Below are 24,658 nucleotides of genomic sequence, written 5' to 3'. Positions count from 1 at the left end.
CACGTGAAATCAACGATACAGCTTCGTCGCCGTGAGGTGGATGAACATGCCGATCTGCCAGTCGATCTGCCCCCTCTGCTGCGTCGGCTGTATGCCAGCCGCGGCGTGCAAAGCGCGGGCGATCTGGAACGCGGCGTAAAAGGCATGCTGCCGTGGCAGCAGCTCAGCGGCGTGGATCTCGCAGCCGAACGGCTATACCTGGCCTTTAAGGAAGGGACGCGGATTATCGTTGTTGGTGACTTTGATGCGGATGGCGCCACCAGCACCGCCCTGAGCGTGCTCAGCCTGCGGGCGATGGGGTGCGATAACGTCTCGTATCTGGTGCCGAACCGCTTTGAGGATGGCTACGGCCTGAGCCCGGAAGTGGTCGATCAGGCTCACGCGCGCGGCGCGCAGCTGATCCTGACGGTGGATAACGGGATCTCGTCTCATGCCGGTGTCGATCATGCTAAATCGCTTGGGATCCCGGTGCTGGTCACCGATCATCACCTGCCCGGCGACACGCTTCCGGCAGCAGAAGCGATCGTTAACCCTAACCTGCGCGAGTGTGCGTTTCCGTCAAAATCGCTGGCGGGCGTGGGGGTGGCGTTCTACCTGATGCTGGCGCTGCGCACGTTGCTGCGTGATAAAGGCTGGTTTGACGCACGCGGGATTACGGTGCCCAATCTGGCTGAGCTGCTGGATCTGGTGGCGCTGGGTACCGTGGCGGACGTGGTGCCGCTGGATGCCAATAACCGCATTCTGACCTGGCAGGGCCTGAGCCGCATTCGCGCGGGTAAATGCCGTCCGGGCATTAAGGCTCTGCTGGAAATCGCCAACCGGGATCCGCAGAAGCTGGCCGCCAGCGATCTGGGGTTTGCTATCGGCCCACGTCTGAACGCGGCAGGGCGTCTGGACGATATGTCGGTCGGCGTGGCGCTGTTGCTGTGCGACAACATTGGCGAGGCGCGAGTGTTGGCCAGCGAGCTGGATGCCCTGAACCAGACCCGCAAAGAGATCGAGCAGGGGATGCAGGCCGAAGCGCTGACCCTCTGTGAAAAGCTGGAACGCAGCAGCGAGACGCTGCCCGGCGGGCTGGCGATGTATCACCCGGAGTGGCATCAGGGCGTGGTCGGTATTTTAGCCTCGCGCCTCAAAGAGCGTTTTCACCGCCCGGTGATTGCGTTTGCTCCTGCCGGTGACGGTACGCTGAAAGGATCCGGTCGATCCATTCAGGGGCTGCATATGCGTGATGCACTGGAGCGGCTGGATACGCTGCATCCGGGGCTGATGATTAAATTCGGCGGCCACGCGATGGCGGCGGGCCTGTCGCTGGAAGAGGCGAAGTTCGATCAGTTTCAGCGTCTGTTCAGCGAGCTGGTCACCGACTGGCTGGATCCTGCTCTGCTGCAGGGCGAAGTGGTCTCCGATGGTCCGTTAGCGGCTGCGGATATGTCCATGGAAGTGGCGCAAATGCTGCGCGACGCTGGTCCATGGGGGCAGATGTTCCCGGAGCCGCTGTTTGACGGGCGTTTTCGTCTGCTGCAACAGCGGCTGGTCGGTGAGCGTCACCTCAAAGTGATGGTTGAGCCGGTTGGCGGTGGGCCGCTGCTGGATGGGATCGCCTTTAACGTCGATACCGCAGTCTGGCCGGACAACGGCGTGCGCGAAGTGACGCTGGCCTACAAACTGGATATCAACGAGTTTCGCGGTAACCGCACGCTGCAAATCATCATCGACCATATCTGGCCACTTTAGCATCACTATTCCGCTATAAAACAGGGCGTGAATCCGGTACAATTCCGCCCTTATCACCGCATTTTACTCGTCCATAAAAGAAAACAGACCATGTTTGAAATTAATCCGGTAAAAAACCGTATTCAGGACCTCACTGAGCGCTCCGACGTTCTTAGGGGGTATCTTTGACTACGATGCCAAGAAAGAACGCCTTGAAGAAGTAAACGCCGAGCTGGAGCAGTCGGACGTCTGGAACGAACCTGAACGCGCACAGGCGCTGGGTAAAGAACGTTCGTCTCTCGAAGCCATCGTCGATACGTTGGATCAAATGGCGCAGGGTCTGGAAGATGTTTCCGGACTGCTGGAGTTGGCGATTGAAGCCGACGACGAAGAGACGTTCAACGAAGCCGTTGCAGAACTCGACGTGCTGGAAGAGAAGCTGGCACAGCTTGAATTCCGTCGCATGTTCTCCGGTGAGTATGACAGCGCCGATTGCTATCTCGATATCCAGGCCGGTTCCGGCGGGACTGAAGCCCAGGACTGGGCCAGCATGCTGACGCGTATGTATCTGCGTTGGGCTGAAGCGCGCGGCTTCAAGACCGAGATTATCGAAGAGTCCGAAGGCGAAGTGGCGGGTCTGAAATCCGTTACCGTGAAGATTATTGGCGATTACGCCTACGGCTGGCTGCGTACTGAAACCGGCGTTCACCGCCTGGTGCGTAAGAGCCCGTTCGATTCCGGCGGCCGTCGTCACACCTCTTTCAGCTCCGCGTTTGTCTATCCGGAAGTGAAAGACGATATCGATATCGAAATCAACCCGGCTGACCTGCGTATCGACGTTTACCGCGCCTCCGGTGCGGGTGGTCAGCACGTTAACCGTACAGAATCGGCGGTACGTATTACCCACCTTCCGACCAATACGGTAACGCAGTGCCAGAACGACCGTTCCCAGCATAAGAACAAAGACCAGGCCATGAAGCAGATGAAAGCCAAGCTTTATGAACTGGAGATGCAAAAGAAAAATGCTGAGAAACAGGCGATGGAAGATAACAAATCTGACATCGGCTGGGGCAGCCAGATCCGTTCTTACGTCCTTGATGACTCTCGCATTAAAGACCTGCGTACCGGTGTTGAAACCCGTAACACGCAGGCGGTGCTGGATGGCAGCCTGGACCAATTTATCGAAGCAAGTTTGAAAGCAGGGTTATGAGGAACCAACATGTCTGAACAACAAGTACAGAGCGCTGACGCGGTAGCGGATCTTAATAATGAACTGAAAGCCCGCCGCGAGAAGCTGGCTGCACTGCGTCAGCAGGGCGTGCCGTTCCCGAACGATTTCCGCCGCGATCGCACTTCAGACCAACTGCACGCTGACTTCGACGCTAAAGAGAACGAAGAGCTGGAAGCACTGGACATCGAAGTGGCCGTTGCTGGCCGCATGATGACCCGTCGCATTATGGGCAAAGCGTCCTTTATCACCCTGCAGGACGTGGGCGGCCGTATTCAGCTGTACGTTTCGCGCGACGATCTGCCAGAAGGCATCTACAACGAGCAGTTTAAAAAGTGGGATCTGGGCGATATCCTGGGTGCGCGCGGCAAGCTGTTCAAAACCAAGACCGGCGAGCTGTCCATTCACTGCACCGAGCTGCGTCTGCTGACCAAAGCCCTGCGCCCGCTGCCGGACAAGTTCCACGGCCTGCAGGATCAGGAAGCGCGTTATCGTCAGCGTTATCTGGATCTCATCTCTAACGATGATTCCCGCAACACCTTCAAAATTCGCTCCCAGATCATGGCCGGTATTCGCCAGTTCATGGTGGGCCGCGACTTTATGGAAGTGGAAACGCCAATGATGCAGGTGATCCCGGGCGGGGCGTCTGCGCGTCCGTTTATCACCCATCACAACGCGCTGGACCTCGACATGTACCTGCGTATCGCGCCGGAACTGTACCTCAAGCGTCTGGTGGTTGGCGGTTTTGATCGCGTATTCGAGATCAACCGTAACTTCCGTAACGAAGGCATCTCCGTGCGTCATAACCCAGAGTTCACCATGATGGAACTCTATATGGCGTACGCAGATTACAAAGATCTGATCGAGCTGACCGAATCCCTGTTCCGTACTCTGGCGCAGAATATTCTGGGCAAAACCGAAGTGCCGTACGGCGACGAGGTGTTCGACTTTGGCAAGCCGTTCGTCAAACTGACTATGCGCGAGGCGATCAAGAAATACCGTCCAGAAACTGAGATGGCCGATCTTGATAACTTCGACTCGGCAAAAGCCATCGCTGAGAGCATCGGTATCAAAGTTGAGAAGAGCTGGGGTCAGGGCCGTATCGTGACCGAGATCTTCGAAGAAGTGGCCGAAGCGCATCTGATTCAGCCGACCTTCATCACCGAATACCCGGCAGAAGTGTCTCCGCTGGCGCGTCGTAACGACGACAACCCGGAGATCACCGATCGCTTTGAGTTCTTCATCGGCGGCCGTGAAATCGGCAACGGCTTTAGCGAGCTGAACGATGCTGAAGATCAGGCGCAGCGCTTCCAGGATCAGGTTAACGCGAAAGCGGCAGGCGATGACGAAGCGATGTTCTTCGACGAAGACTACGTGACCGCACTGGAACACGGTTTGCCGCCAACGGCAGGTCTGGGTATTGGTATCGACCGTATGGTTATGCTGTTCACCAACAGCCACACCATCCGCGACGTGATCCTGTTCCCGGCGATGCGTCCGGTGAAGTAAGTCGTTAAGATCTAAAAAAAGCCCCGGCGTTAATCGCGTCGGGGCTTTTTTATTGCTGCGCGCGGGGGGCGTATGCCAGCAGTTCCGTTTTGGCCTCCCGGGCCTCCATCACCATCCACGGGCTAAAAGCCCAGGGGGTCGCCTCCAGCGCGCAGAGCAGCGCGTCCAGTTTGACCCACTGATAATCCATCACTTCATCATGATTGCGGGTCACGACGCTGGTAGCCAGTGCGGCAAAGACCGGGCAAAGTTCATTTTCGACAATACCGGAGGGGTCGGTTTCGCAGTAGCGAAACGCCGGGGCAATCGAAAGAATATCGGTTATCTCAATACCCACTTCAAAGCGGCAGCGACGGATCAGCGCCTGCTCTGGCGTTTCACCCAGCTGCGGGTGGCCGCAAACCGAATTGGTCCACACGCCGGGCCAGGCTTTTTTGCTCATGGCGCGACGGGTCACCAGACACTCGCCCTGGGCGTTGAAAATCCAGCAAGAGAATGCCAGATGAAGAGGGGTATGCGAGGAGTGTGCAGCGTACTTCTCCTGCGTGCCAATAACGGCTCCCCGATCGTTTACCAGAATAACGTGTTCGTGTGTTCCCATAGTGACTCCCATGCTGAAATCGCCGAAGGAGACTGACTTACCGCGTTCAGGTCAGTTCAGTACAATCGGGCCGGGCGATTATAACCTGGCGGTCAGCAGTCTGTTTGTCCGCCAGGGCGCTATTGGGCATCGGCAGTGAGGCTGTTATGATAGCGCGGCCATTCACGCCGACCGAGGAACTGTTGTGTTCGCAGGAAGCCCGACGAAAAATCCCGTTTCTGCTCTGTTTTGCCTGATCCTGGCCTTGCTACTGGCAGGCTGCGCGGGCAGCCAATCATCGGATTCTGGTCCTGTCTATACCGTTAAACGCGGCGATACCCTGTATCGCATTGCGCGGTCGACCGGCACCAGCGTTAAAGAGCTCGCGCGGCTTAACAACATCTCTGCACCCTACACCATTGAAGTGGGGCAAAAGCTGAAGGTCAGCGGTGCGACCGCCAAAAAATCTTCGTCGAAAAGCAGCGGTAAAACCGCCGCGGTGACGCCATCTTACGCGGTGCCAAAATCTTCATGGCCGCCGGTAGGGCAGCGCTGCTGGGTGTGGCCTGCCAGCGGTAAAGTGGTGATACCGTACTCCACCTCCGAAGGCGGCAACAAAGGGATTGATATCGCCGGCACCCGAGGCGCACCGGTGTATGCCTCCGATGCGGGCAAAGTGGTCTACGTTGGTAATCAGCTGCGCGGCTACGGCAATCTGATCATGATTAAGCACGGCGAGGATTACATTACTGCCTATGCCCATAATGATTCGTTGCTGGTCAATAACGGCCAAAACGTGAAGGCCGGACAGAAGATTGCCACCATGGGCAGTACCGGATCCAACACCGTAGCGCTGCATTTCCAGATCCGTTACCGGGCAACGGCTATCGATCCGGTGCGCTATTTACCGGCGCAGGGCAGCAAACCGAAGTCCTAAGTGATTATTTAATCGCCACTTAGTCGTCGGGAGTCTTGTCAGAAGGTGCGTAAAGTCTATAATGCTTTACGCACCTCAAAGCGGGCGTAGTTCAATGGTAGAACGAGAGCTTCCCAAGCTCTATACGAGGGTTCGATTCCCTTCGCCCGCTCCAGAATCTCTTTGCTTCGCATCAACCTTCAACATCATCCGTCATCGCACATTGTCCTTTGCATAAGCATCTGTACCTGTGAAAATATAAAAATAAACAACCTAAATTTTACTCACTATTTATTAATTGCTATATCTAAAAAATAATTCCGTTATCTGAATAACGGCGGAAGTTTATTTTTAAACGTATTTAGTGAAAGACTTTGGTTGAAAAATGAAAAAGATTGCGTTGTTTATCTCTGGCGTGCTGGCCTCTTCCTTTGCGCATGCCAGTGCCCTCTATTTTTATGAAACCGGCACCGAAGATACCGCCCTGGCAGGGGCCGGGCAGGCAGCGCGTGCGCAGGATGCCTCGACGATTATGACCAACCCCGCCGGGATGACCCGTTTGCCGGATCACATGTTCACCGGCGGAATTCAGGCCATGAACGGTAATATTGATTATCAGCTCGATAATAATGCACAAACAAGTCCTGGGGACGTGATGAAAACGTTTCCCAATGCCAGCGCATATTACAGCCAGAAACTGAATGATAATGTATATGCTGGTATCGGTTTATACGGCAATTATGGTCTGGGTATTGACTATGGAAATTGGGCCGGCGATCGGCTGATTAAAAAAAGTACCATGGCAGCAATGACCTTAAGTCCATCGCTGGCGATAAAACTCAATGACCGCCTCTCCCTGGGCGCGTCGGCGAATATCAATTATGGCTTCCTGTCTCTTACGCGCAACGTTGATGGCGATGACCATAATCAGCAGGATCATGACTGGGCGATGAGTTACCGGCTGGGGCTGGCAATGGATCTTACCGATCGGACCCGAGCCGGGATAACCTGGACCAGTAAAACGGATTACCAATTTAATATCGACGGCAAAGCGCGACTCCCGACGCAGCCTGCACGCGAATTGACGTTACCGATCTCCGCTCAGGCGCGCGCCCCGCAACAAATCATGCTCAGCCTGGTTCATGACGTTACGTCACAGTGGTCGGTAATGGGCGATCTGGGCTGGCAGGACTGGAGCCAGTTTGGTGCGCCGCAGGTTCAGGTCAACGGGCAGTCGGTCGATAAGACCAGCCGGATGAAGGATACCTGGCATACCGCCGTCGGCGTCCAGTACCGGCCAACAGAACAGTGGCGTCTGAATGCGGGTGTGGCGTTTGATAGCTCACCTTATCGCGATCAGCATGACGTGGCGATGACATTGCCGACAGGGGATGAGTGGCGCTTTGGCACCGGTGCGCAGTATCAGTTAACCCCCGCCAGCAATATCGGCGTTGCCGTAGAGTATCTGCATATGCAATCCTCGCAGGTCCAGTCGCCCGCCGTCTTTGCGGGCAGCTACGATAAACCGCACCTCTGGTTCGCCAGCGTAAATTACAGTTACCAGTTCTGAGTCAACTAACCGGCTGAAATATGTGGGCTATACTGGCTGTTATCCAATGTTATCAGGTCATGTTATGCATCTTATTCCACCCATTCGTCCCGAAGCGTCCGTGCAGCGTTTGACCGCGGCGCTTGAATCGATTGCAGAACCCATTAAGGTCATTCCCCGCAAAAGAATGACCTGGACCCACAAAGGCCGTCCCCAGCTGTACCTTTTTTTACAAGGTGCGCTGTCGATACTGCGTGCGTCTGATGGCCTGCTGATCGTCACGGTCTATGATCCGCATCTGTTTGGCATTGCCGAGATGATCCAACCCACACAAGGGCATATTTTGCGTGCGGAAGAGGAGTCGACAATTTTGCGGGTCGATGTGGAGCAGGCGAAGGCGATATTTCACCAGAAAAGGTTATGGGAAGATGCCGCCGGGGTGCTTGCCTACCATAGTGCTTACTTTCTTTACCGCGATGCTTTAGTGGTGCAACAGCGTACCTATTCGGTAATACGCAACCATCTGCTTGAGATGATAACCCTGCCGGAAGAGACCCGGATGCGTATTTCCATTCTCGACTATATTCAGGACCGAACGCTGCTGTCGCGCAGCAGTATATTAAATGTACTGTCGGCTTTAAAACGCGGAGAATATATTACCTTTAAACGCGGCGGATATCTGCAGGAGTTAAAAGCCTTGCCCGAATCGTTCTGACCGCAAATTTAAAATTAAACACAATAGGCGTTAACCTCGTCTGCGTTTCGCTATATCGTTTGCCTACTGAAATATATCAATAAATTTGTCTACGGTAAGTGTAAACGGGATTATTATGAAAAAGACGATTGTGGCTTTAATTATTGCGAATGCGTTCACAACCACTGCCGCTTTTGCGGCGGGCGATGCGGGTACCTGGTACAGCGGCGCAAAATTCGGTTGGTCGCACTATTTTGATACCAATACCGGCGCCAAAGCGCGCGAAAATAATAGCGGCACAAACCACTTTGATATCGATCGCGATAATGTAGGCGGCGGTATTTATACTGGCTACCAGATTAACCCATGGCTGGCGGTTGAAGGTGGCTACGACTATTTAGGCAATATGCAGATTAACGGCCACCAGGGCGGTTCTGGTGCCAGACTGAAAAGCCAGGGTATTCAGATGTCCCTGAAAGCCAGCTATGCCGTGACGCCAAAATTTGATCTGTACGGCCGCGCCGGGGCGATGGGCTACCGCGCTGAGTCTGACGTCAGCGGCCACAACCGCTTTGAAACCGGCGTGCGTCCGCTGGCTGCCGTCGGCACCGAGTATGCCTTTAATAAAAACTGGGCAGGCCGTGTTGAATATCAATGGGTAAGCAACGTGGGGAATGCCAACCAGATCGGCGTCAGCAGCGACGTCAGTTCGGTAACCGCCGGGCTGACGTACCGTTTCGGCCAGCATGATGATGCCCCTGTTGTCGCGACGCCAGCGGCTGTTGTGGCACCGGCTCCTGCGCCACAGCACTTCAACCTGAAATCAGATGTGATGTTTGGCTACGACTCAGCAACGCTTACCAGCGAAGGGCATGCGGCAATCCGTCAGTTGTACAACACTCCGGGTCTGCAACCCGCGAACGAAAAATCGACCGTAGTGGTAGGCTACAGCGATCGCCTTGGCGCACCTGAATATAATCAACAGCTCTCCTTACGCCGTGCACAAGCCGTAGCCGATGAACTGGTTTCTCTGGGGATCCCGGCACAAAGCATTTCTGCAGAAGGCCGTGGTGCGAGTGAATCCGTCACGGGTTCAACGTGTGACGACCAGAGTGGCAACGCGCTGATTGGCTGCCTGTCCCCGGATCGCCGTGTCGTGGTAGAAATTAGCGATAAGTAAAACCCTGCTATTTAACAGGCCCGGCGTTAAGATGTCGGGCCTTTTTTTTAACCGGTAATAATGGGTTGCAGCGCTGCGTGGATTTGCTGCAATCCTTTCTCATTTTTATCCTTAAGATATTGTTGGTTAACCATGCCTAATTCTTCCAGCTTTGACAGGGAGGCATACACCGGTTGTATGTCGCTATCTATGGCAAATACTTCGTTTGTTTTAACATCCTGTAAATAGGTTTTCTTGATCGTGCGGGTCAGCCGGTCAATATTCTGTTTATTGGCCTCGAACAGCGTGGCGAGATGAGGCGTCTGCGGCAACGACGATTTTTCACCTGACAGAACCAGCGGAATATGCAATGTATTAATCTGCGCGACGTTATCCGGAGCCCGACTGCTGCAGCCGATTAAGACGACCAGGCTCAGGGCCAGCAGGAGTGGCGAATGTCGTTTCATGATATGACCTGTGGTTAAATTAAAAAACAGCGCCAATTATCCTGACTGAATAACACTGATGCAGATTATTGTTGTTTATTTTTAAACGCCATAATTCTGGCTCTGACAATTTTAAAGGTCCTCTCAAGAGACATATCGTTCATGAGGGTGATGATTCCTGGATTAAATAGCCACGTTAACGGCCTGCCAGAGCTATGATTACTGCCGCACCCATAATAATTACAGAGGCAATGTCATGGATAACGATCTCCTGGACGCAGGGTACCGGGCCTATACCGGTGAAAAAATTGACGTCTACTTTAGCACCGATATCTGCCAGCATTCAGGCAATTGCGTGCGCGGCAGCGTTAAGCTCTTCAATCTGAAACGTAAACCCTGGATAATCCCGGATGAAGTGGATGTTGAAACGGTTGTACGCGTGATTGACACCTGCCCGAGCGGCGCCCTCAAATACCGCCACAAATAAGCGAGAAACCATGGACATTCAGGAAGGCCATAACAAGTTTTACGTCAACGATGGAGACGGCAATCAGATTGCAGAGATTGTCTTTGTGCCCACCGGCGAGCATCTCAGCATTATCGAGCATACGGATGTCGATGAGAGCCTGAAAGGGCAGGGCGTCGGTAAGCTGCTGGTGGCGAAGGTAGTGGAAAAGATGCGTGCAGAAAATCGCAAAATCATTCCCCTGTGCCCGTTTGCGAAACACGAATTTGATAAGACCCGCGAGTATGATGATATCCGCGCCTGAGACATCGCGGGTACGGCTGCGGCAATGGCGAGCAGAGGATCTGGCGCCTTTTGCCGCCCTGAACAGCGATCCGGAAGTCATGGGCTGTTTCCCCGCTCCCCTGAGCCGGGAAGAGAGCGATGGGCTGGCAGAACGTTTTAGCGCACTCATTGATCTTAACGGCTGGGGATTCTGGGCGCTGGAGGAGAAGGCCAGCGGCACCTTTCTCGGCACGGTCGGGCTGCATCATCAACCCGATCGTTTTACCTTCTCACCCTGTACCGAAATTGGCTGGCGGCTGGCGAAACCGTTCTGGCACAAGGGGTTTGCCTGTGAAGCGGCAAAAGCCTGCCTGACTTTTGCTTTTCAGGTGCTGGCGCTGGATGAGGTGGTCTCGTTTACCTCCATTCACAACGTCTCTTCCGAGTCATTAATGTTACGCCTGGGGATGACAAAGCAGGGGCATTTTCTGCATCCATCGCTGCCCCCCGAGCACCGTCTTGCGCTTCATGTGCTGTACCGACTCAGGCGATAAACATCACCGACACGCACAGCAGTCCGACAATCAGCGTCAGCACGTTACCGATTGAACGATAAGGCTTCAATGCCGGGATCAGGTACGTCGATAGCGTTGGCATGATGAACAGGATCATGGCGATAAGCGGTCCGCTGATGGCGTAAATCATCGAGATGGCGTTGGGATTAATGCAGCACACCGCAAATGTAATCAGCGAGACGCCGATAATCGACACCGCCCGGTTGAAGGCCCGGCTTTTCTTCACGCCAACCTGATTTAACGAGGATTTCACGATCTCCGTCGCCCCTTCAATCACGCCAAAGTAAGTGCCGAGAAACGACTTCGACATCGCGACAATCGCCACCACAATGCCGGAGATCCCAAGCCAGGCCGGGGAGGAGGGCATCATCGACAGCGCCGAGAGGATCGTCACACCCTCTTCTTTGGCCGCCACGATATACGACGGCGGGATCGACAGCAGACAGCTGAAGACAAAGAACAGCACGCTCAGGCAGATGATCAGGTACGCCACCTTCATGATGCGGGTGCATTTACCCATGGCGGCGTCGCCATACTTCTCCCGGCGGTCGACGGCAAAGGTTGAAATAATCGGGGTATGGCTAAAGGCAAACACCATCACCGGAATCGAGATCCACACCTGATGCAGGGTGTGCTGATCGAACGTCATTTGGCTGGTGAGCAGCGAAGGCTGCCAGCTGCCGGTAAGGTACAGCGATACCAGCAGGAAATACGCAATCAGCGGGAAGACCAAAAAGCCCATCACCCGGATGGTGATATGCCGTCCCATCAGGAAGATCAGATTTAAGGTCAGCACCACGCCCAGACTGACCAGCATCCGCACGGGAGTATCGACAACCATGCGTTTGGCCAGCTGTTCGGTCAGCGAGTTGGTGATCGCCACGGCATAAATTAACACCACCACAAAAAAGGCGACAAAGTAGAGCGTGGTGATCAGGTTCCCGATCGTCTTCCCGTAGTAGTGAGTGACCGCACCGGTGATCCCTTCACTGGCTTTTGTCTTCGCCGAGAGGATGAACTGGCATAACGCTTTGTGGGGCCAGTAGGTAAGTGGATAGGCCACGAGGGCGGTGATGAGCAGGACAATAGCGCCTGCGGAGCCCAGCTGGATAGGCAGAAACAAGGTTCCTGCGCCCACGGCCGTGCCGTACAGGGCAAAGCTCCAGAGGGTCTCTTCTTTAGACCAGATTTTCGACATGAGAGAAATGTATCAACTATAAAACCAACAAAAAGGAGACTATTTTACCATAATCACGCATTGAGGTCGCCGTTGACGCTGGGAGAGGCCGGCCGGAAAGGATTTCCGGCCGGGAAGATCATTTAGCGGTCACCCGCTGCTGCTGGCGTCGCGCCATCAGGCGATCGCGCAGCGTGTCGTACGCCCAGTTGTAGAGCATGGTGTACGGCAGGAAGAAAATAAAGAAACCGATCTCAAGGGTGAAAGCCTGCAGCAGGCTGACGCCCAATACTTGCGCCACAATGGTCACACCGATAAAAATAAACCCAACTTCAAAGCCCAGGGCGTGCAGGGCGCGGACTTTCGCGGTGCGGGTCACTTTATGTCGCGGCCAGACCTTGTCGAAAACGGCGTTATAGATGATGTTCCAGATCATCGCCGTGGTGGCGAGAATAATCGTTAACGCCCCCATCTCCAGGATCGGGCGCTGCATCAGCCAGGCGGTGGTCGGGGCGAGGATCGCCGTGGCGATACCCTCAAAACAGACGGCGTGGAAGATGCGTTCCGGCAGTTTTCTGCGCTGAATGTCGTTGTGCTGCATACTCTGATACCTCGTTAATTTGCCGGGATGGGCAAAATCTGCTGCTATTTTTATCGTTTAAACTGATATATAAAAGTTAGAATCCATCGATAAAGTAGATACATCATGCGCTATTCCCCCGAAGCGTTAACCGCGTTTGTCGAGACGGTGGCGGCAGGCTCTTTCTCCGCTGCCGCCCGCCGCCTGCGTAAAAGTCAGTCCACCATCAGCACCGCCATTGCCCATCTGGAAGACGATCTCGGCTTTGCGCTATTCGATCGCAGCGCCCGCCAGCCGGTACTCACTGCTCAGGGCAAGCAGGTGTTGGGTTATGTTCAGTCGATCCTGGCAGCCAGTGCGCGGCTGGATGAGCTGGCGGTGTCGCTCAGCGAAGAGACCGAAGCGCGGTTGAGCTTTGTGCTCTCGGATACGCTGCATCCGGATGTGCTCGAGGATCTGCTGTTCCGCTTTGATGCGCGCTTTCCCCACACCGAATTTGAATGCCTGATTGGCGAAGAAGAAGATGTTATCGACCTGCTGCAAAAGGCGCGGGCGCACATCGGCCTGACCGAAGCGCGGGAAAGCTATCCCACCGATATCGCGGCTATCCGCCTTCCGATGCAGACCCATATGGCGATTTATACCTCCACCAGTCATCCGCTGGCAGCGCAAAGCCAGATCGCCGCCGATGAACTGCACGGCTGGCGCGAGCTGCGGTTGAATACTTATATGGAGCGCGAGCCGGTGCTGGCGCAGGGGCCGGTCTGGTCGGCACCCAACTATCTGATGCTGCTCAGCATGGCGGTGCAGGGCTTCGGCTGGTGCGCGCTACCCTGCGCGTTGGTCGAGGAGTTTGCCCCGGAAAAAACGCTGGTGCAGCTCAAGGTGCCGGGCTGGCCGCGCTCGGTGGCGATTGATCTGGTGTGGAATAAGCGCTCCCCGCCAGGGACGGCTGGAAACTGGCTGCGGCACTATCTGCAGCATAAGGCGAGTCTGGCGTGAGTGAGGGGAAATGCCCGCCCGTCAGCGTCTGATGGGCGGGTTGCGGTTACTTGCCGGAGTAGATATCAAAGCTGAAGTATTGTGAGGACAGCTTTTTGTAGGTGCCGTCAGCGAGGATTGCGGCGAGCGCGCCATTCAACTCCTGGCGCAGCTTGTCATCCTCTTTGCGCAGGCCAATGGCTGCCCCGGCGCCAAACAGCGCCTCGTCCTGCAGCGCGCCGCCGACAAAGGCAAACTCTTTGCCCTGCGGCTGGCTCAGGAAGCTGTAATCCGCCATTAAGCCGGAGAGCACGGCGCCATCGATACGCCCGGATTCAAGGTCACGAATCACCTGGTCCGCACCCTGATAAGCCACCACGTTGACACCCTGGCCGCGCCACTGCTGGTTGGCATAGGTTTCCTGGGCGGAACCTTGCTCCACGCCAATCGTCTTGCCCTTCAGCTGATCCAGGCTATTGCCCGGCAGGCTGTTTTTACGCGCCACCAGGAACGCGGGACCGCTGTAAATTTTGTCACTGAAGGCAATCTGCTCTTTGCGCTTCTCGGTGATGTACATGCCGGAAAGAATGGCATCGAACTTACGCGCTTTCAGCGACGGGATAATGCCGTCGAAGTTACTTTCAACCCACACGCATTTTGCCTGCAGCTGCTTACAGATCGCATTGCCCAGATCGATATCAAAACCGACCACTTCGCCCTGCGGATTTTTGGACTCAAAAGGGGCGAAGGTGGGATCCACGCCAAAGCGCAGCTCTTTAATCTCACCCGCGAAGGCGGATGACGCGGCCAGTAATGCCACCAGGGGTAAAAGAATTTTTTTCATTATATGTTCCTGTCTTAACGGCAATAGTTTTCAACTAAACGGGCAAAGAATGAGGCCCCGGTGGTAATGATTTCGTCATTGAAGTCGTAGCCGGGGTTATGCACCATGCAACCACCTTTTTCGCCTTTCTCCCCGTTACCGAGTAAGAAATAGCTGCCCGGGCGCTGCTGGAGCATAAAGGCGAAATCTTCGCTGCCGTTAGACGGCGAGACGCTGTCGAGCACCGCATCCTGGCCAAAGAACTCGATAGCCAGCTGGCGGGCAAACGCCGTCTGTTCGGCATCGTTGACCAGCACCGGGTAGGAGTCATAGATCTCGATTTCGCTGGTGGCGCCATAGCTGCGGGCGGTGAAATCAACGATCTCCTGAATACGGCGGATCAGCAGCTCGCGGATCTCCGGTTTCATCGAGCGCACCGTCAGCTCCATCACCGCGCTGTCGGGGATGACGTTGGAGGCAATACCCGCCTGGAAGGTACCGACGGTCACCACCGCGGTTTCCCCCGGCGGCACATTACGCGCCACAATACTTTGCAGGGACATGATCAATGCCGCCCCGGTGACAATCGGATCGACGGTGCGTTCAGGATGGGCACCGTGGCCGCCGTAGCCCTGCAGGGTAATTTTTACGGTATCGGCGGAGGCCATAAAGTTGCCTTCATAAAAGCCAAATTTACCGGTCGGCAGGTAAGGCATATTGTGCAGGGCAAAAATACGGTCGCAGGGGAAGCGGTCAAACAGCCCCTCTTTAATCATTAAATCCGCACCGCCAATCGCTTCTTCGGCAGGCTGGAAAATAAGGTGCACGGTGCCGTTAAACTGGCAGGTATCAGAGGCTATATATTTAGCGGCGGCCAGTAAAATAGAGGTATGTCCGTCGTGACCGCAGGCGTGCATTTTACCGGGCACGGTGCTGGCCCAGGGTAAATTGGTGGCTTCGAGGATTGGCAGGGCATCCATGTCGGCACGCAGGCCAATGGATTTCTTGCCATCCCCTTTGCTGAGCGAGCCGACGACGCCGGTTTTGCCGATCTCCCGGGTCACCTGATATCCCCAGCTTTCGAGCTGGCGAGCAACCAGATTGCTGGTATTAAACTCTTCGAGGCTTAATTCTGGATTGGCGTGTAAATAACGACGAATAGCGATGATTTCTTCTTCTGATTCTTTTATTTCTGGAATGATACAGTCGGACATTTGTTACTCCAGTGTAAACGCGTGTTTGCATCTCTTAACTTATCGTTAAGCTGTAATAAAGCAAACACCATCGCCATCAAAATAAAGGGTTATCTGCCTTGTGGCCTCAATGGCGGTGGATCCTTTGTGATAAAACTCACTTTTTTTAAACAATTACATTAATAGTTGATAACAATCCTCTACTATGGCCGGTGTCATTTTGCGCAGAGGTAGAGATGAAAGAGGTCGTGATAGTGGGTGCATTGCGCACCGCCATCGGCTGTTTCCAGGGGGCGCTTGCGCGCCACTCGGCGGTTGATCTCGGCAGCGTGGTGCTGCGGGCGCTGGTGGAGCGCAGCGGGATTGAAGCACACGAGATCGATGAGGTGATCCTCGGTCAGGTGCTGACCGCAGGCGCCGGGCAAAACCCTGCCCGCCAGGCGGCGCTGAAGGGCGGATTACCCAATACCGTCTCTGCTATTACCATTAACGACGTCTGCGGATCCGGCCTGAAGGCGCTGCATCTGGCGACGCAGGCTATTCAGTGTGGCGAGGCGGATGTAGTCATCGCCGGGGGGCAGGAGAATATGAGCCGCGCCCCGCATGTCCTGACCGACAGCCGCACCGGGGCACAGCTCGGCAACAGCCAGCTGATCGACAGCCTGGTGCATGACGGCTTGTGGGATGCGTTTAATGATTACCATATGGGCATCACGGCAGAGAACCTGGCGCGGGAATATGGCATTACCCGCGAGCTGCAGGATGCTTACGCCCTGAGTTCGCAGCACAAAGCGCGTGCCGCCATCGATTCGGGTCGCTTTCGCGATGAGATCGTGCCGGTGAGTGCACAAAAGCCGGACGGCGAGGTTCAGCGGGTGGATACCGATGAGCAGCCTCGCACGGACGCCAGCGCCGAAGGACTGGCGCTGCTGAACCCGGCCTTTGAACTGACCGGCTCGGTCACTGCGGGCAATGCCTCTTCTATTAATGACGGGGCAGCCGCCGTGATGATGATGAGCGAAAGTAAAGCCGAAGCGCTGAATTTACCGGTGCTGGCGCGGATCAAAGCGTTTGCCAGCGTCGGAGTGGATCCGGCCTTGATGGGGATCGCCCCGGTGTATGCGACCCGCCGCTGTCTGGAGCGGGCGGGCTGGCAGCTGGCGGATGTCGATCTGATTGAAGTCAACGAGGCTTTTGCCGCGCAAGCGCTGTCGGTGGGTAAAATGCTGGAGTGGGATGAACGCCGGGTGAACGTCAACGGCGGGGCGATTGCCCTGGGGCATCCGATTGGCGCGTCAGGATGCCGCATTCTGGTTTCTCTGGTCCATGAGATGATAAAGCGCGATGCCCGCAAAGGGCTGGCGACGCTGTGTATTGGCGGCGGGCAGGGCGTGGCATTAGCAATAGAGAGATAAATTGCGTTGATATACGTCAAGATAAGAGCCTCCATTTATGGAGGCTCTTTCATTTGTGAACCTCATCATATTTTTACGCCTCTCAGTACATTCTTAAACTTTCAATTAATTTCTCACGTTATTGCTTCCCGCCAAATAACAGGCTTGTGTGATCGCGATCGGTTAAATCCCCCTTAAGACCCCACTTTTGTTGATACCAGTCACGCCCTGCTTTGCCAAAAAAAATGAAACAATTAATTACGATCAGGATCACTAAAATTACGTTCATTAAAAAATAAAATGCAGTTCCATAAAAACGAAACGTAATTTTAATTGAGGGTTTTTTTCATGTTTAAGAAATCTCTGGTCCTTGCTTCCCTTATCGGCGCATCTTTCGCAGCTCAGGCTGTCACCGTGGATCTGCGTCACGAATACATCGATACTGGCACCAACGCAGACCGCGTGTCGGTATCGCACCGTTTTGAAAATGGCTTTGGTTTCTCTGTCGAAGCAAAATGGAAGTCAGGTGGCGATAAAGCCGATCAGCCATTCTCCGATATGGTAGGCAATGGTCACGAAGATCAGATCAGCTGGCGCTGGAAAGCGGACAAAAACATCTCCTTAACGCCTGGCTTTACGGTTGAAAGTAAAGAGAGCAACACAATTTATAAACCGTATCTGCACGCGCAATATAGCTTTGATAATGGCTTCTACGTTGCCGGTCGTTACCGTTATGAGTACAACCGTTATCCTTCAAGCGCCAACAAAGACGATGATAAAGTAAACCGTGGCGATGCATGGGTTGGTTTCGCATTAGGTGACTGGCGTACCGAGCTGAACTATGTGTACGCGAAAAGTTCAGAAGGCTTTATTCGTAATAACAACAAAGATTACTCCCAGGAATATAACGTCAAGCTGGCGTACAAACTGGATAAAAACTGGTCCCCGTATGGTGAAGTGGGTAACGTTGGCGTCAAAGAAAGTGATGACCGCCAGACCCGTTTCCGTGTCGGCGTAGCATATTCCTTCTAATAATAAGCCCCACCTCTCCGGGATTAACCGGCTCAGATGAGCCGGTTTTTTTTGTGCCTGCAATATAATCACTCGCTGGTGGCGATATCCATATTTGCCGCGTAACGCGGGCCAAAAAAAAGCCCTCCATAAAGGAGGGCAAGGCCAGTTACAGAAACACAAACTTTTATTACTCGCGCAACAATTCAGGTTGCTCAGGAAGTTTCGCGATATAGAGAGCAGGCTTGCCGTCTTTATCGGAACTAAACAGAACCGCTTTATCATCCGGTGTAAAGGATGGATGCGGATGGGTCACCTGGCGGCTGTTGGCCACGGTTGCCCAGGAAGTATCGTGACGGGCGATGCGGAAGTAAGCTTGCTGTGCCACATCGAAGGCGTACAAATACGGGTCGTTGTCGATGGTGTAACCGCTGGTGTCTTTCACATCCACCGGGGTACCTGAACCATCGCCCACCAGCATCGTGCCGTCAAAGTTACTCATCAGGTGAGAACACGCTGGCATTTGCATAACCGCTTTATTGACGCCGGTATCCGGGTTGAAGCTATAAATGGTGCGGCCTTGCTGACCTTTCAGGTACGAAACGTACATCAGTGATGAGCCGTTCGGTACCCAGAATTCGTGGGTGCAACTTTCGCCTTCCGCGTGCTCTTTCACTTTACGCACGTTGCTACCGTCTTCATTGACCATCCACATGCGGGCATCGACCAGATCGTGCGGGCCTTCATGACAGAACGCGACGGTGCTGTCGTCAAACGGACGGTAGATCGGGTGGCCGAGCCAGTTTTTCTCTTCGTGGATCACGCTGCTTTCGCCGGTCTTCAGGTCTACGCGCAGCAGACGGCAGTGCGGGCCTTTATGGAAGAAGTCGTGGAAGATTTTCCAGTCATTCAGCGGTGTCCAGTCGCTTTTCGCGATTTCGATGCCGACCAGTTTAGTGCAGTCGCTGTTTGCCACCCAGGTACCATAGCCGACCCAGTCATCGCTCACGCGGTACACTTCACGCTCCACCAGGGTGGTCAGATTGATTTCCAGCAGGGTGCGATCATTCTTAACGTAATACAGCGATTTATCATCCGGGGACAGGAAGCCACCAAATGTGTTGTCGCCCGTGCCTTCGGTCAGCTGCACCGCTTCGGCTTTATTCACATCGAGAAGATAGTAGTTCCAGTGGCCATCGAATTCCCCGGCGAACAGCAGATGGCTGCCATCGTTGAAAAAACACTTCTGATAGAAGTAGTTACGATGACAGGTAACTTCAGGGGGGGTCAGGCGGGTAATTTCCACGCCTGTATCCGGATCGCGGCTGACGTCATAGTTCAGTTTGACCCGCATACCTTTTGCCATGATGCACTCCTTGAATTCGACGGCAGGGATCACCTGCGGTCCGATCGGTAAAATATAAGTTTAAAAACTGGGTGTTAAAATATCAAAACATCGTTTCAGTGTGTGTGACTGGTGGCGCACTTCTGAAGGAAAAGCCCGCTGGCGGATGCATGTTTCTTACGCACCAGCGTAAAAACGGTTTCCGACGTCGTTTTTAATAATTTTAATAACCACCTGTTTTTAATCGTAATTATAAACTACCCATTAAGTATCAATAGCGGACGGTGTTCGTCAATCCCCTAACAATCGTGATCCAAACTGCAATTTTGACAATAACAAACAAAAAAAGTGAAACAACGTTTTAAATGTAATTGAAAACCTATTTCACAGCAGATAATATGTGCTCATCAAGAAAACGGAACATCGTTTTGTAAATTATCCTGGTCATTGAGACCGATTCATTCTGGAGGTTAATGTGGAAGTCAGACAAAGCATCCACAGTGCGCATGCGAAAACGCTGGATACCCAGGGGCTGCGTGATGAGTTTTTAGTTGAGAAAGTGTTTGTCGCGGATGAGTACACCATGGTGTACAGCCACATTGACCGCATCATTGTCGGCGGCATCATGCCGGTTGCCAAAACGGTCTCGGTCGGTGGCGAAGTGGGCAAACAGCTGGGCGTCAGCTTCTTCCTGGAGCGCCGCGAGCTGGGTGTGATTAACATTGGCGGCCCGGGCACCATCACCGTTGACGGTCAGTGCTATGAAATTGGCGCACGCGATGCCCTGTACGTCGGGAAAGGCGCGCAGGAAGTGGTTTTTGCGAGCGTCGATAGCAGCAAGCCCGCGAAGTTCTACTACAACTGCGCCCCGGCACACACCACTTATCCAACCAAAAAAGTGACCCCTGCGGATGTTTCGCCGGTCACGCTGGGTGACAACCTCACCAGCAATCGCCGCACCATCAACAAATACTTCGTTCCTGATGTGCTGGAAACCTGCCAGCTCAGCATGGGTCTGACCGAGCTTGATCCGGGCAACCTGTGGAACACCATGCCGTGCCATACCCATGAGCGCCGCATGGAAGTGTACTTCTACTTCAATATGGAAGAAGACGCCTGTGTATTCCATATGATGGGTCAGCCGCAGGAGACGCGCCATATCGTTATGCATAACGAGCAGGCGGTTATCTCCCCTAGCTGGTCGATTCACTCAGGCGTAGGCACGCGTGCCTATACCTTCATTTGGGGCATGGTGGGTGAAAACCAGGTCTTCGATGATATGGACCACGTTGCCGTCAAGGATCTGCGCTAGTCGCGGGCAGTTAAGCATAAACTTGCCTGTTCGTTCAGGCGCTGAAAGATAAGGAACAAAAATGATTCTGGATGCATTTTCTCTGCAGGGTAAAGTTGCGGTCGTTACCGGTTGTGATACCGGTCTGGGCCAGGGTATGGCAGTGGGTCTGGCCGAAGCAGGCTGTGACATCGTCGGTATCAACATTGTTGAGCCGCAGGAAACCATCGAGCGTGTGACCGCGCTGGGTCGTCGTTTCCTGAGCCTGACCGCTGACCTGCGTAAAATCGACGCGATCCCTGAACTGCTGGAGCGCGCAGTGGCTGAATTCGGCCATATCGATATTCTGGTCAACAACGCTGGCCTGATCCGTCGTGAAGATGCGATCAACTTCAGCGAGAAAGACTGGGACGACGTCATGAACCTGAACATCAAGAGCGTGTTCTTCATGGCGCAGGCTGCCGCGAAGCACTTCATCGCGCAGGGCAACGGCGGCAAGATCATCAACATCGCCTCTATGCTTTCTTACCAGGGCGGCATTCGCGTTCCATCTTACACCGCGTCTAAAAGCGGCGTAATGGGCGTTACCCGTCTGATGGCGAACGAGTGGGCGCAGCACAAAATCAACGTGAATGCGATCGCACCGGGCTACATGGCCACCAACAACACCCAGCAGCTGCGTGCTGATGAAGAGCGCAGCGCGGCAATCCTCGAGCGTATCCCTGCGGGTCGTTGGGGTCTGCCAAGCGATCTGATGGGTCCGGTGGTGTTCCTGGCCTCCAGCGCATCTGACTACATCAACGGCTACACCGTAGCGGTTGACGGCGGCTGGTTGGCGCGTTAATTCTCGCCGTAGCCGAAAGACCTCTGCCCACGGGCGGAGGTTTTTTTTGCCCACAATTAGTCATTGTCCATATCAAGAAAAGAGGAAAATCCATAGGTGTTTTGCGAAAATGACAAAAATCACAAATAAATTGTTTATAAATTATGTGATTAACAAATAGTGGTGATAATTCATCCTGAGTTGAAATTGGAATGTCCATCACAGAACGGCACCTGCCAGCCAATAAATCCATATCTTCACGTTATACGCCCTGACACTTTCTCTGGCTTTCTCGTAATTTCGTTTAACGTCTTACGCTGTTCAGGCAGGAAAATATGACATCTATCAGCAACGCTACCTTTATGCCCCGCGCCCTTCGCGATACCCGAAGGATGAACCAGTTTGTTTCGATATCCGCTGCGGTGGCCGGTTTACTGTTTGGGTTGGACATCGGCGTCATTGCCGGTGCGTTGCCCTTTATTACCGAGCACTTTACGCTAAGCAATCGCCTGCAGGAGTGGGTGGTGAGCAGCATGATGCTCGGGGCAGCACTGGGGGCCCTGTTCAACGGCTGGCTCTCGTTCCGTCTGGGCCGAAAATACAGCCTGATGGTGGGCGCGATTCTGTTTGTCGCCGGCTCTGTAGGATCCGCGTTTGCCACCGGGGTTGAGGCATTGCTGCTTTCGCGCGTGCTGCTCGGCGTGGCGGTGGGGATTGCGTCTTACACTGCGCCGCTATACCTCTCGGAAATGGCGAGCGAGAACGTGCGCGGCAAAATGATCAGCATGTACCAGCTGATGGTAACGCTGGGGATCGTGCTGGCGTTTCTTTCCGATACGTATTTCAGCTACAGCGGCAACTGGCGCGCGATGCTGGGCGTGCTGGCGCTGCCGGCGGTATTGTTGATTGTGCTGGTTATCTTTTTGCCCAACAGCCCGCGCTGGCTGGCGCAGAAAGGGCGTCATGTCGAGGCGGAAGCCGTGCTGCGGATGCTGCGCGACACCTCGGAGAAAGCGCGTGATGAGCTAAACGAAATCCGCGAAAGCCTGAAGCTGAAACAGGGCGGCTGGTCGTTGTTCAAAATCAACCGCAACGTGCGCCGGGCGGTGTTTCTCGGCATGCTGCTGCAGGCGATGCAGCAGTTTACCGGCATGAATATCATCATGTATTACGCGCCGCGTATTTTCAAAATGGCCGGGTTCACCACCACCGAGCAGCAGATGATTGCCACGCTGGTGGTCGGGCTGACCTTTATGTTTGCCACCTTTATTGCAGTGTTTACCGTCGATAAAGCGGGCCGTAAGCCAGCGCTTAAAATCGGCTTTAGCGTGATGGCGCTGGGGACGCTGATCCTCGGCTATTGCCTGATGCAGTTTGATAACGGTACCGCCTCCAGCAGCTTATCCTGGCTGTCGGTGGGGATGACGATGATGTGCATTGCGGGATACGCCATGAGCGCCGCCCCGGTGGTGTGGATCCTGTGCTCTGAAATTCAACCTCTGAAATGCCGCGACTTCGGGATCACCTGTTCCACCACCACTAACTGGGTGTCGAACATGATTATCGGTGCCACTTTCCTAACCTTGCTGGATTCTATCGGCGCTGCGGGAACCTTCTGGCTTTATACGGTGCTGAACGTGGCGTTTATCGGGATCACCTTCTGGCTGATTCCGGAAACCAAAGGCGTCACCCTGGAGCATATCGAGCGCAAGCTGATGGCAGGGGAGAAGTTACGCGATATCGGCGTGTAGCGGGTTGCCCGGACCACCCTCTCCCCGTGGGAGAGGGCAGGGTGAGGGCATCACACCGCACAAAGATACAGCGCAGGCATCCCTTCTTCATCCGAGGTATACAGCACCCACTTATTATCCGGTGAAAACGACGGATGCGGATGCGTTACCTGACGGTCGCCATCCAGCACTTTCCAGCTGGTGTTATGCTGGCAAACCGCCGTTTGTGTACCCTTATTGATGTCGAATACCCAGATAAACGGATCGTTCAGGCTGATATCGCCGGTATTGTGCGGGGCGCCATCGCCGACAATCAGCGAGCCGTCGTGGTTACTCATCAGATGGGAGCAGGGCGGGATCGCCATCAGCTGGCGATTTTCCAGCGTCTGCGGATCGGCGCTGAACAGATAGCGCTGCGGATCGTTCTCTTTATGCGCCACGTAATAAAGTGCGGAGCCGTCCGGGACCCAGAATTCATGGGTAAAACTTTCGCCCGCCTGATGCTGGCGCACCTTACGCAGGTTGCTGCCGTCCTCGTTAATCAGCCACATCCGCGCATCGATCGCATCCCGCGGACCTTCGTGGCAAAACGCCACGGTATTGTCGTCGAACGGCCGGTAAATGGGGTGCCCGAGCCAGCGTTTTTCCTGCAGCATCACCCGGCGTTCACCGGTTTGCAGATCGATATTGATCAAGCGGCATTCCGGGTTGGTGAAGTAAAAGTCGCGGAACTTCCGCCAGTCGGTGAGCGGCTGCCAGTCGCTTTTTTTAATCTCAATGCCCACGAGTCGGGTGCAATCGCTGTTCGCCACCCAGGTGCCGTAGGCGACCCAGTCATTGTCGACCTCATACACCACGTGCTCTTCCAGACTGGCGAGATCGACGCGCCTGAGCTGGTGGCTGTCTTTTACGTACCAGAGCGATTGATCGTCAGCCGACAGAAAACCGCCAAAGGTATTATCCCCGGCACCGTCAGTCAGCTGGGTGGCCTGCTGTTTTGCGATATCCAGCAGGTAGTAGTTCCAGTGGCCTTCAAACGCGCCGCCAAAAATCAGCTTGCCGCCATCCCGGGTAAAACATTTTTGATAGAAGTAGTTGCGGTGACAAATGATGTGCGGGGGCGTCATCCGTATAACGTCATGTCCGGTAATACTGTCCTGACGCGTGCGAAATGACAGCGGGATGATTTTGCCTTTCATGTTTCAGTC

General features: G+C 54.4%; 24 protein-coding genes and 1 tRNA gene. 17 read left to right on the top strand and 8 right to left on the bottom strand.

The features are described from left to right. Positions 1-3: 3 nt before the first annotated feature. The 3 genes from recJ to lysS all read left to right on the top strand — a co-directional run bounded on the left by recJ (position 4) and on the right by lysS (position 4,453). Positions 4-1,737: a single-stranded-DNA-specific exonuclease RecJ gene (gene recJ / locus M8013_RS07510; RefSeq protein WP_271267171.1), complete on the top strand. Its 1,734-nt coding sequence runs from the start codon at positions 4-6 to the stop codon at positions 1,735-1,737. A gap of 90 nt (positions 1,738-1,827) precedes the next feature. After that, positions 1,828-2,926, top strand: a protein-coding gene (gene prfB / locus M8013_RS07505) for a peptide chain release factor 2 (RefSeq protein ID WP_271267170.1) whose coding sequence is annotated in 2 segments (ribosomal slippage) — positions 1,828-1,902 and positions 1,904-2,926 — 1,098 coding nt in all. Because the reading frame shifts where the segments join, the coding sequence is not laid out codon by codon here. 9 nt (positions 2,927-2,935) lie between these two features. Next, complete coding sequence (gene lysS, locus M8013_RS07500; protein ID WP_271267169.1) at positions 2,936-4,453, top strand: lysine--tRNA ligase; 1,518 nt, start codon at positions 2,936-2,938, stop codon at positions 4,451-4,453. 49 nt (positions 4,454-4,502) lie between these two features. On the opposite strand, the gene idi is transcribed toward lysS, so the two are convergent. Further along, the gene (gene idi, locus M8013_RS07495) at positions 4,503-5,054 is read right to left on the bottom strand and encodes an isopentenyl-diphosphate Delta-isomerase (RefSeq protein ID WP_271267168.1); all 552 of its coding nucleotides are present in this window, start codon (positions 5,052-5,054) and stop codon (positions 4,503-4,505) included. A gap of 184 nt (positions 5,055-5,238) precedes the next feature. Between idi and actS the strand changes: the two genes are divergently transcribed. From actS to ompA, 5 genes are all read left to right on the top strand, one after another. Beyond that, positions 5,239-5,970, top strand: a complete 732-nt coding sequence (actS, locus tag M8013_RS07490; RefSeq protein WP_271267167.1) for an amidase activator ActS — start codon at positions 5,239-5,241, stop codon at positions 5,968-5,970. A gap of 80 nt (positions 5,971-6,050) precedes the next feature. Then, positions 6,051-6,124: transfer RNA gene (locus M8013_RS07485), tRNA-Gly, on the top strand. Positions 6,125-6,334: 210 nt separating this feature from the next. Beyond that, positions 6,335-7,519: an OmpP1/FadL family transporter gene (locus tag M8013_RS07480; protein WP_271267166.1), complete on the top strand. Its 1,185-nt coding sequence runs from the start codon at positions 6,335-6,337 to the stop codon at positions 7,517-7,519. Positions 7,520-7,583: 64 nt separating this feature from the next. Further along, a complete protein-coding gene (locus M8013_RS07475) occupies positions 7,584-8,213 on the top strand; it encodes a winged helix-turn-helix transcriptional regulator (RefSeq protein WP_271267165.1) in 630 nt (209 codons plus the stop codon). A 115-nt stretch (positions 8,214-8,328) separates the two neighbouring features. Beyond that, positions 8,329-9,372, top strand: coding sequence for a porin OmpA (ompA, locus tag M8013_RS07470; protein WP_271267164.1), 1,044 nt, complete (start codon positions 8,329-8,331; stop codon positions 9,370-9,372). Between the two features lie 47 nt (positions 9,373-9,419). On the opposite strand, the gene M8013_RS07465 is transcribed toward ompA, so the two are convergent. Further along, a complete protein-coding gene (locus M8013_RS07465; RefSeq protein WP_271267163.1) occupies positions 9,420-9,854 on the bottom strand; it encodes a hypothetical protein in 435 nt (144 codons plus the stop codon). A 199-nt stretch (positions 9,855-10,053) separates the two neighbouring features. Here M8013_RS07465 and yjdI point away from each other — a divergent pair, with 199 nt between their 5' ends. Genes yjdI through M8013_RS07450 form a run of 3 tightly spaced genes read left to right on the top strand, consistent with a single transcriptional unit; the run spans position 10,054 to position 11,081 of the window. After that, positions 10,054-10,284 (top strand): 4Fe-4S mono-cluster protein YjdI, encoded by a 231-nt coding sequence (gene yjdI / locus M8013_RS07460; protein ID WP_271267162.1) that lies wholly within the window; start codon positions 10,054-10,056, stop codon positions 10,282-10,284. 10 nt (positions 10,285-10,294) lie between these two features. Further along, entirely contained in the window at positions 10,295-10,567 is a 273-nt protein-coding gene (locus tag M8013_RS07455) for a GNAT family N-acetyltransferase (protein ID WP_271267161.1), read from the top strand. After that, positions 10,548-11,081 (top strand): GNAT family N-acetyltransferase, encoded by a 534-nt coding sequence (locus M8013_RS07450; protein ID WP_271267160.1) that lies wholly within the window; start codon positions 10,548-10,550, stop codon positions 11,079-11,081. The genes M8013_RS07455 and M8013_RS07450 overlap by 20 nt, the downstream gene beginning before the upstream one ends. On the opposite strand, the gene M8013_RS07445 is transcribed toward M8013_RS07450, so the two are convergent. Together M8013_RS07445 and M8013_RS07440 are read right to left on the bottom strand one after the other, a co-directional pair. Further along, positions 11,071-12,300, bottom strand: a complete 1,230-nt coding sequence (locus tag M8013_RS07445) for an amino acid permease (RefSeq protein WP_271267159.1) — start codon at positions 12,298-12,300, stop codon at positions 11,071-11,073. The two genes, M8013_RS07450 and M8013_RS07445, sit on opposite strands and share 11 nt — an antisense overlap. Before the next feature lie 118 nt (positions 12,301-12,418). Then, positions 12,419-12,880 (bottom strand): multidrug/biocide efflux PACE transporter, encoded by a 462-nt coding sequence (locus tag M8013_RS07440; RefSeq protein ID WP_271267158.1) that lies wholly within the window; start codon positions 12,878-12,880, stop codon positions 12,419-12,421. 105 nt (positions 12,881-12,985) lie between these two features. Here M8013_RS07440 and M8013_RS07435 point away from each other — a divergent pair, with 105 nt between their 5' ends. Then, the gene (locus M8013_RS07435) at positions 12,986-13,861 is read left to right on the top strand and encodes a LysR family transcriptional regulator (RefSeq protein ID WP_271267157.1); all 876 of its coding nucleotides are present in this window, start codon (positions 12,986-12,988) and stop codon (positions 13,859-13,861) included. A gap of 46 nt (positions 13,862-13,907) precedes the next feature. Here the strand turns inward: M8013_RS07435 and M8013_RS07430 are convergent, their stop codons facing one another. Beyond that, the gene (locus tag M8013_RS07430; protein WP_271267156.1) at positions 13,908-14,684 is read right to left on the bottom strand and encodes an ABC transporter substrate-binding protein; all 777 of its coding nucleotides are present in this window, start codon (positions 14,682-14,684) and stop codon (positions 13,908-13,910) included. Positions 14,685-14,698: 14 nt separating this feature from the next. After that, entirely contained in the window at positions 14,699-15,877 is a 1,179-nt protein-coding gene (locus M8013_RS07425; RefSeq protein WP_271267155.1) for a M20 aminoacylase family protein, read from the bottom strand. 215 nt (positions 15,878-16,092) lie between these two features. Here M8013_RS07425 and M8013_RS07420 point away from each other — a divergent pair, with 215 nt between their 5' ends. Together M8013_RS07420 and M8013_RS07415 are read left to right on the top strand one after the other, a co-directional pair. Continuing rightward, positions 16,093-17,271 carry an acetyl-CoA C-acetyltransferase gene (locus M8013_RS07420; RefSeq protein ID WP_271267154.1) on the top strand — a complete coding sequence of 393 codons (1,179 nt, stop codon included), beginning with the start codon at positions 16,093-16,095 and terminating at the stop codon, positions 17,269-17,271. Positions 17,272-17,598: 327 nt separating this feature from the next. Beyond that, positions 17,599-18,282: a porin gene (locus M8013_RS07415; protein WP_271267153.1), complete on the top strand. Its 684-nt coding sequence runs from the start codon at positions 17,599-17,601 to the stop codon at positions 18,280-18,282. 169 nt (positions 18,283-18,451) lie between these two features. Here M8013_RS07415 and M8013_RS07410 read toward each other — a convergent pair whose 3' ends face one another. Continuing rightward, a complete protein-coding gene (locus M8013_RS07410) occupies positions 18,452-19,627 on the bottom strand; it encodes an oligogalacturonate lyase family protein (RefSeq protein WP_271267152.1) in 1,176 nt (391 codons plus the stop codon). A 454-nt stretch (positions 19,628-20,081) separates the two neighbouring features. On the opposite strand from M8013_RS07410, the gene kduI reads away from it, so the two are divergent. The 3 genes from kduI (at position 20,082) to araE (ending at position 23,471) form a co-directional block, all read left to right on the top strand. Beyond that, complete coding sequence (gene kduI, locus M8013_RS07405; protein ID WP_271267151.1) at positions 20,082-20,918, top strand: 5-dehydro-4-deoxy-D-glucuronate isomerase; 837 nt, start codon at positions 20,082-20,084, stop codon at positions 20,916-20,918. Positions 20,919-20,979: 61 nt separating this feature from the next. Continuing rightward, a complete protein-coding gene (kduD, locus tag M8013_RS07400) occupies positions 20,980-21,741 on the top strand; it encodes a 2-dehydro-3-deoxy-D-gluconate 5-dehydrogenase KduD (protein ID WP_271267150.1) in 762 nt (253 codons plus the stop codon). Positions 21,742-22,037: 296 nt separating this feature from the next. Beyond that, on the top strand, positions 22,038-23,471 hold the full coding sequence (gene araE / locus M8013_RS07395; RefSeq protein ID WP_271267237.1) for an arabinose-proton symporter AraE: 1,434 nt from the start codon (positions 22,038-22,040) through the stop codon (positions 23,469-23,471). Between the two features lie 50 nt (positions 23,472-23,521). On the opposite strand, the gene M8013_RS07390 is transcribed toward araE, so the two are convergent. Continuing rightward, complete coding sequence (locus tag M8013_RS07390; RefSeq protein WP_271267149.1) at positions 23,522-24,649, bottom strand: oligogalacturonate lyase family protein; 1,128 nt, start codon at positions 24,647-24,649, stop codon at positions 23,522-23,524. Positions 24,650-24,658: the final 9 nt, after the last annotated feature.

Origin of the sequence: Silvania confinis (assembly GCF_025564085.1) — a bacterium.
Lineage (GTDB): Bacteria > Pseudomonadota > Gammaproteobacteria > Enterobacterales > Enterobacteriaceae > Enterobacter > Enterobacter confinis.
The sequence above is the reverse complement of the archived record's forward strand: the minus strand, read 5'-3'. Positions and strand labels throughout refer to the sequence as shown.

Bases quoted from the DNA above. Each gene is read 5' to 3' on its own strand.
- lysS (WP_271267169.1), top strand. From the start codon at position 2,936: ATGTCTGAACAACAAGTACAGAGCGCTGACGCGGTAGCGGATCTTAAT.
- M8013_RS07420 (WP_271267154.1), top strand. From the start codon at position 16,093: ATGAAAGAGGTCGTGATAGTGGGTGCATTGCGCACCGCCATCGGCTGT.
- M8013_RS07430 (WP_271267156.1), bottom strand. From the start codon at position 14,684: ATGAAAAAAATTCTTTTACCCCTGGTGGCATTACTGGCCGCGTCATCC.
- M8013_RS07455 (WP_271267161.1), top strand. From the start codon at position 10,295: ATGGACATTCAGGAAGGCCATAACAAGTTTTACGTCAACGATGGAGAC.
- M8013_RS07415 (WP_271267153.1), top strand. From the start codon at position 17,599: ATGTTTAAGAAATCTCTGGTCCTTGCTTCCCTTATCGGCGCATCTTTC.
- M8013_RS07480 (WP_271267166.1), top strand. From the start codon at position 6,335: ATGAAAAAGATTGCGTTGTTTATCTCTGGCGTGCTGGCCTCTTCCTTT.
- kduD (WP_271267150.1), top strand. From the start codon at position 20,980: ATGATTCTGGATGCATTTTCTCTGCAGGGTAAAGTTGCGGTCGTTACC.
- M8013_RS07435 (WP_271267157.1), top strand. From the start codon at position 12,986: ATGCGCTATTCCCCCGAAGCGTTAACCGCGTTTGTCGAGACGGTGGCG.
- M8013_RS07390 (WP_271267149.1), bottom strand. From the start codon at position 24,649: ATGAAAGGCAAAATCATCCCGCTGTCATTTCGCACGCGTCAGGACAGT.
- ompA (WP_271267164.1), top strand. From the start codon at position 8,329: ATGAAAAAGACGATTGTGGCTTTAATTATTGCGAATGCGTTCACAACC.
- idi (WP_271267168.1), bottom strand. From the start codon at position 5,054: ATGGGAACACACGAACACGTTATTCTGGTAAACGATCGGGGAGCCGTT.
- M8013_RS07425 (WP_271267155.1), bottom strand. From the start codon at position 15,877: ATGTCCGACTGTATCATTCCAGAAATAAAAGAATCAGAAGAAGAAATC.
- M8013_RS07445 (WP_271267159.1), bottom strand. From the start codon at position 12,300: ATGTCGAAAATCTGGTCTAAAGAAGAGACCCTCTGGAGCTTTGCCCTG.
- M8013_RS07440 (WP_271267158.1), bottom strand. From the start codon at position 12,880: ATGCAGCACAACGACATTCAGCGCAGAAAACTGCCGGAACGCATCTTC.
- yjdI (WP_271267162.1), top strand. From the start codon at position 10,054: ATGGATAACGATCTCCTGGACGCAGGGTACCGGGCCTATACCGGTGAA.
- M8013_RS07475 (WP_271267165.1), top strand. From the start codon at position 7,584: ATGCATCTTATTCCACCCATTCGTCCCGAAGCGTCCGTGCAGCGTTTG.
- M8013_RS07410 (WP_271267152.1), bottom strand. From the start codon at position 19,627: ATGGCAAAAGGTATGCGGGTCAAACTGAACTATGACGTCAGCCGCGAT.
- M8013_RS07450 (WP_271267160.1), top strand. From the start codon at position 10,548: ATGATGATATCCGCGCCTGAGACATCGCGGGTACGGCTGCGGCAATGG.